This window comes from Enterococcus sp. LJL120, assembly GCF_054871765.1.
In genome coordinates this window covers 1-1159 of sequence record NZ_JBTXLV010000041.1, presented here as the reverse complement: position 1 = coordinate 1159, position 1159 = coordinate 1, and the positions used below count along the sequence as shown (strand labels likewise).

At 38.0% G+C, this 1159-nt stretch carries 2 protein-coding genes; both read left to right on the top strand.

All coding sequences use genetic code 11. The features are described 5' to 3' along the window. Positions 1 to 19: 19 nt before the first annotated feature. On the top strand, positions 20 to 244 hold the full coding sequence (locus ACYSNU_RS18915) for a hypothetical protein (RefSeq protein ID WP_461738618.1): 225 nt from the start codon (positions 20 to 22) through the stop codon (positions 242 to 244). Positions 245 to 332: 88 nt separating this feature from the next. Next, positions 333 to 1079: a WxL domain-containing protein gene (locus ACYSNU_RS18910; protein ID WP_265460455.1), complete on the top strand. Its 747-nt coding sequence runs from the start codon at positions 333 to 335 to the stop codon at positions 1077 to 1079. Positions 1080 to 1159 lie beyond the last annotated feature (80 nt).

Here is a 1159-nt window from a genome sequence, read left to right as displayed (position 1 = left end):
AAGAAACGGAGGAATATGAATGATGGTTTACTATTGGGTCGCAGGACTAGGCATAGTTGGCTTGATTGGCATGATTGGATTTTGCCTATTTATTTTACGAGACATCAAAATGAATCGGGTGCTGAAAAAAAATAAGATGGTTTTCTTAGTCAATCTAGGGTTATTACTTTTTTCGGTCTTATCTTTTAGTTTCACGATTATGATGTTTTTCTCCTTAAGAGATCAACTTGTGTTATTAGGATAATAAAACAACTGTACAAAACAATGGATTGTTAGAGTAACTTTCTCCAATACTTAAAGAAATTTGAATAAGTAAAAGGGGAAAATAAATTATGAATAAAAAGTTCTTATTTGGCTTCGCAACAGTAGCACTTGGTGCTGCATTTGTAGCAACAACACCAGTACAAGCTGCAGCAGATGATACTGCAACAAAAATGACGACAGACGCTGGGATTGGATTCTCAACTTTTAATCCTGGACCTGGACCATTTTATAAAAACTTAGCACTGACATTCGTACCAAAATCTTTCCAATTTGGTAATGCGAATACTGCAAGTGCTAATGCTCAAACTTACAAACAAACAGATGCGCCTAGTGGCGGCCAATATGTTGGTGTTTCTGATGATAGAGATACTAAAACAGCTTGGAACGTATCCGCGACATTAGCTGATTTTAAAAGTACTACGAAAGATAGTACTGACACATTAGCAAACGCAGAATTAGCGATGACACTTAGTGCTACTCAAAAATTTGCGATGGATGGTGCGACTGCAGATGCATCAGGTGTCCCAACACCGTCTTCAACTACTTTATCTGCATTAGATGCATCTGTTGCTAGTTTGTATTCAGGTACTGCTTCAGAAACTGTTAAATTGACTGCTGGTGGTGCAGGTAAAACTGTTATGAGTTATACATTGCCTACTACAGGTTCAGCTGCAACAGGAACCCAAGCTGTAGCTAGAACAGTTTCAGACGTTAACTTGACAGTTAAAGGTGGCAGCGCAAAAGAAAACAATCAATACAAGAGTACAGTGACTTGGGTATTGTCTGACACTGGTACAGATAGCCCAACTGCTTAGTTCCGAATCAGTAACAACAGTACAACTTTCAAGTAATCATTAAGTCTTAAGGATTGCGAGAAAGTTACTGTAACAATCCA

Coding starts and splice junctions, on each gene's coding strand:
- ACYSNU_RS18910 (WP_265460455.1), top strand. CDS start 333: ATGAATAAAAAGTTCTTATTTGGCTTCGCAACAGTAGCACTTGGTGCT.
- ACYSNU_RS18915 (WP_461738618.1), top strand. CDS start 20: ATGATGGTTTACTATTGGGTCGCAGGACTAGGCATAGTTGGCTTGATT.